The 4,727-nt window shown below is 40.2% G+C and carries 4 protein-coding genes; 3 read left to right on the top strand and 1 reads right to left on the bottom strand.

Going from position 1 to position 4,727, the window contains the following annotated elements:
• The 3 genes from FJR05_RS12415 to FJR05_RS12405 all read left to right on the top strand — a co-directional run.
• Positions 1-124: transposase (locus FJR05_RS12415; RefSeq protein ID WP_168642427.1), on the top strand; the 124-nt coding region annotated here is incomplete at its 5' end.
• Between the two features lie 180 nt (positions 125-304).
• The gene (locus FJR05_RS12410) at positions 305-2,164 is read left to right on the top strand and encodes a calcium-binding protein (protein WP_168644380.1); all 1,860 of its coding nucleotides are present in this window, start codon (positions 305-307) and stop codon (positions 2,162-2,164) included.
• A 358-nt stretch (positions 2,165-2,522) separates the two neighbouring features.
• Positions 2,523-4,103: a B12-binding domain-containing radical SAM protein gene (locus tag FJR05_RS12405; protein ID WP_168644379.1), complete on the top strand. Its 1,581-nt coding sequence runs from the start codon at positions 2,523-2,525 to the stop codon at positions 4,101-4,103.
• 193 nt (positions 4,104-4,296) lie between these two features.
• On the opposite strand, the gene FJR05_RS12400 is transcribed toward FJR05_RS12405, so the two are convergent.
• Positions 4,297-4,560, bottom strand: a complete 264-nt coding sequence (locus FJR05_RS12400; RefSeq protein WP_168644377.1) for a hypothetical protein — start codon at positions 4,558-4,560, stop codon at positions 4,297-4,299.
• Positions 4,561-4,727 lie beyond the last annotated feature (167 nt).

Below are 4,727 nucleotides of genomic sequence, written 5' to 3'. Positions count from 1 at the left end.
TACTGTAGAAGGAATTAATAATAAACTCAAATTAATCAAAAGACTTGGATATGGATTTCGTAACTTTAGTAATTTTAGATTACGTAGTTTATTAAACTGGCACTTTAGTATTAATTCTCCATAAAAGGGACGCAAGAGCCGGAAAATCTTTTTTGGGCTGCTTAAAAATTTAATTTTATAGAAAATATAGCCTCTATTTGAGGTTCATGTTTTTCATAGATTAAGTGATATCGCCCTATGGCTAATCAGTGCCTGATTTCTCAAACCACAACAATTCATTTATTCCTTTAGGAGGATATTTACAATGTCGGGATCTTATACCTATCGTAATCATAGGCTTAAAGGGATACTAACTTACAATGATTCTACCAACCGTACGATTGATAATCGTAATTATTACAGTACCGAGACAGTAATTCATTCTCAATGGGGAGCAAATATTGTTTCTACTGTCTATTATAACTACTACCTACAGATTAACGCAGGTAATGGTAATGACACCATTTATGGTGCTAACAATGACACCACTTATGTTTCTAACTTAGTACCTTTTGGAATTGAAAAAATTTACGGTCGCGGAGGAAATGATAGCATCTACGGTGGAAAGGGAAATGATGTCCTCGATGGTGGTGAGGGCAACGATCTCCTCGACGGTGGTGACGGCAACGACACTCTCTACGGTCAGAACGGCAATGACAACCTTTTTGGGGGAGCTGGTGCTGATATTATCTATGGCGGTGCTGGTAGTGATGTCCTCTTTACGGGCAACTTAAGAACTAGTGGCAGCGATGACCTGTACGGTGGATCACATTCCGATATCTTCGTTCTCGGAGAGGCTGCCCAGGGCAGTACCACTGGTGGTTTCGATGCTATTACATTCTTTGGTAATTTCGCTGCGAATGCTTCTGCCGTACTTTTCTCAAAATTTTTACCGGATTACAAGATTACCAAGGATGTCGCTTCCACTGCTATTAATGGGCTTAAAGCGCTTTTTGGTTTAAGTAGTATGAACGTCATCGTTACACCTCCCCCTACAGCTACTTATGCTATAGTCAAAGACTTCAACCCCATTGAAGACATTATGATCATTCCACTTCAGCAGTCGGGTAGACCAAATGTAGCCATTACTGATGGGGGTAATCTTGGCGACTTGCGTTTTGCTTATGTAGATAATCAAAGCAGTACTTTTGCAGTGGCGAACCTAGATTACAGTGGATATTTCTCTGCTGGTACGATCGCTCTTGACACCTTTTATAGGACGCATCTTACCAGGAGTGCGCTGATCATCGATAAGGATGGAATTTCAATAGGAGGCAATCAAGTAACTGACGGACTAGACTCCACAATTACATCGGCTCTTTCAGGGTTGGGCACCAACAGGTTCTTAGTTGTGGGTGCTTTAGGTCCCCAAAATATCGTTGGAACCCAAAATGGCGATAATCTCTACGGATCGAAGTATAACGACACCATTTATGGTTATGCCCATAACCAGGCTGGGGTAACTAACCCTAGTGGGACTGATACGGGTGTAGACAACATCTATGGCTTCGGCGGCAACGACACCCTCTACGGTGGGTCTGGCAACGATTACCTCCACGGTGGTGACGGCATTGACTGGCTATACGGTGGAAATAACGACGACAGGCTCTACGGTGATAATGGCAGCGACAGGCTATACGGTGATTCCGGGAACGACTACCTCTACGGTGGGAACGACACCGACTTCCTCTACGGTGGTGTCGGCATTGACAGGCTATACGGTGATGCCGGGAACGACTACCTCTACGGTCAGAACGACACCGACTACCTCTACGGTGGTGACGGCAATGACTTCCTCTACGGTGGTGCCGGTAATGACTACCTCTACGGTGATGCCGGCCACGACAAGCTCTACGGTGGTGGTGGCAACGACATCCTCTATGGTGGTCTTGGCACAGATAAATTCGTTCTCGAGACGGGTATAACGGGTAGGATTGTTATTAAGGACTTCAAAACTTCAGAAAGTGATAGGTTAGTAGCGGGTTCCAATACTACAAGTTTCAATACTTCTAACCCCTTCAGGAATGTTAATGGCAATGCCGAGTACACCTTTGCGGGTGGTGCAACCTTTGTCATCGAAGGAATCGCAGCCAGCAGTCTTAATGGTCTCTTCGTTGCCTCTTAGGTGACGAACTGCTAGGCGTATCTACTTCTTCTAATATACAAGGGTGAGTTAACTGAGTAATGCACCTTGGTGTAATTGATAAATCAGTGCGTTATGCTGACTCTAACACATACTAATGGCGTGGCAAGCTTAATCTGAGTTCAACCATACTATTTTAGTAGGAGAGCGATCGCTCAACTCTGGTTTGACCAAACAAAAATGATAATCAAAGTAGGAGGTGGTATACCACCTCCTTTTTTTTCTTAAATATAAAACTAAAAGAATCTGTATCTCCAGAGAGATAAAAACCAACTGACCTAACTTTTATAGTTCAAATTAAATAGGTTTTGATCAAAAACAACTCAGGAAAATATACTTAATGAAAGCTTTATTAATCTGGCCGATAATGCCTAATTCTTTTTGGTCTTATCAGGAAACCATTGATTTAGCTGGGTTACGATCTACCAATCCCCCATTAGGTTTAATCACGGTTGCAGCGATGTTACCAAGTGATTGGGAATTTAGATTAAGCGATCGCAATGTCCGTCTAGAAACAGATGCAGATTGGGAATGGTGCGATATAGTCATCATCTCTGCAATGATCATTCAACAACAGGATTTTGGTGAATTAATTAGAAAAGGTAAAACTTTAAATAAAAAAGTTGCAGTAGGCGGACCATTTGCCACATCTGTACCAGAATTTGTGATCGAAGCCGGCGCAGATTATTTAATTTTAGATGAAGGGGAAATCACAATTCCCATGTTTGTAGAGGCTTTAGAAAAGGGAGAAGAAAAGGGGATTTTTCGCGCTACAGAAAAACCCGATGTCACCACAACTCCCTTACCTCGATTTGATTTATTAGACTTAAATGCTTATATAGCAATGACGGTACAATTTTCACGGGGTTGTCCATTTCAATGTGAATTTTGCGATATTATTACGCTTTTTGGTCGTAAACCCCGGACGAAAACTCCAGAACAAATTCTCGCAGAACTAGATGCTTTGTATCAGATGGGTTGGTGGCGTTATGTATTCATAGTTGATGATAACTTTATTGGCAATAAACGTAATGCTAAAGTCTTTTTAAGGGCATTAATTCCCTGGATGGAAGAACGTAATTATCCTTTTGCATTATTAACAGAAGCTTCTTTAAATTTAGCCGAAGATGATGAATTACTAGAATTGATGGTAAAAGCTGGTTTTGTTCAGGTATTCATGGGAATTGAAACCCCTGATGTAGATAGTTTAGTAGGAATTAATAAACCACAAAATACCCGCAGTTCTTTAGTTGAATCCTGCAATAAAATTACTAAAGCCGGATTACAAATCATGTCTGGTTTTATCTTAGGATTTGATGGTGAAAAACCAGGCGCAGGGAAACGGATTCAAGAGTTTGTGGAAGCAACTTGTATTCCCCAAGCTCATCTTAACTTATTGCAAGCATTACCCAATACAGCAATGTGGACTCGCTTGCAAAAAGAAGGACGGTTAAGGGATGGTTTAGGTGAATTTGTGGGTTCTCAAAAAGCCTTAATGAATTTTGTTCCTACGCGGCCGATGTCGGAAATTGCCGAGGAGTTTGTTGATGCTTTTTGGAATTTGTATGAACCCATGCCATACCTAAAACGGACTTTTCGCCATTTTATGATGATGGAAGGTTGGCGAGCTAAATATGAAAGAACTTTAACAAAACCAGAGTTTCAATTTTTAATGTCTATTTGTTGGCGACAGGGATTTTTGCGTTCTACACGGTTTGTTTTTTGGCAGCAATTAATAACAATGGCACGGCAAAAACCTCATCTATTATATGATTATTTAATTGCCTTGGGTACAGGTGAACATTTTTTCAAGTTCCGTCATGAAGTCAAGGCAGAAATCGAATCGGAATTAGCAGAATTTCACCAACATCAACAAGAACAAGAAGTAATAAGTTTACAGTTAGAAACTGTGAGTAATTAGGTTGACAAAATAAAACCAAACTGTGTAAAGAAAAATAAAATTCCTGAAAACTTCTTCACTCTTGCCTTTTACTGTGGAGGAATAAAAATTTGGAAAATCTATAAGCATCAAAACCATTTTCTGGTTGCTTATAACCCTTGATTACCACGATGAGCGATCGCACCAGTTAAAAAATGCGATCGCTCTTATCTGTTTATATCTTATTTTTCAGCAACTCAACTATATCCGTACTCCATTTAACTTGAAATCCACAATGATTATTTGTACCTGTGTAGGGCAGTATCACACTTAATCCCTTACCTAATATGGTAGGTTGCCACAGATTAGCAGCTTTATATTGCAACTGCATTTCTTGAAGTAGTTTGTTGACTTTAATAGCACTGATTTTTTTATCAGTGAGTTTTTCTAATTCTCTGCCAATTTCTGTGGGAGTTAAGAATTGAGTTTGCACTGTCATTTGATGTAACCTCGGTAACGTTAGTTAGAGGTTATAGTTTGGGAATTTCCCAAGGCAAGAATCAGTTAACTAAGGCTGGAAGTCTTGTATAATAGTAAATACAGAGTTTGGGGTAACTGTTCACACTCCCCCACTAAAAAGGAATTAGGAAGTAACAGGGATAGGAG

The sequence above is a fragment of the Dolichospermum sp. UHCC 0259 genome (genome assembly GCF_009711935.1).
Classification (GTDB): domain Bacteria; phylum Cyanobacteriota; class Cyanobacteriia; order Cyanobacteriales; family Nostocaceae; genus Dolichospermum.
The sequence above is the reverse complement of the archived record's forward strand: the minus strand, read 5'-3'. Positions and strand labels throughout refer to the sequence as shown.

Coding starts and splice junctions, on each gene's coding strand:
- FJR05_RS12410 (WP_168644380.1), top strand. CDS start 305: ATGTCGGGATCTTATACCTATCGTAATCATAGGCTTAAAGGGATACTA.
- FJR05_RS12405 (WP_168644379.1), top strand. CDS start 2,523: ATGAAAGCTTTATTAATCTGGCCGATAATGCCTAATTCTTTTTGGTCT.
- FJR05_RS12400 (WP_168644377.1), bottom strand. CDS start 4,560: ATGACAGTGCAAACTCAATTCTTAACTCCCACAGAAATTGGCAGAGAA.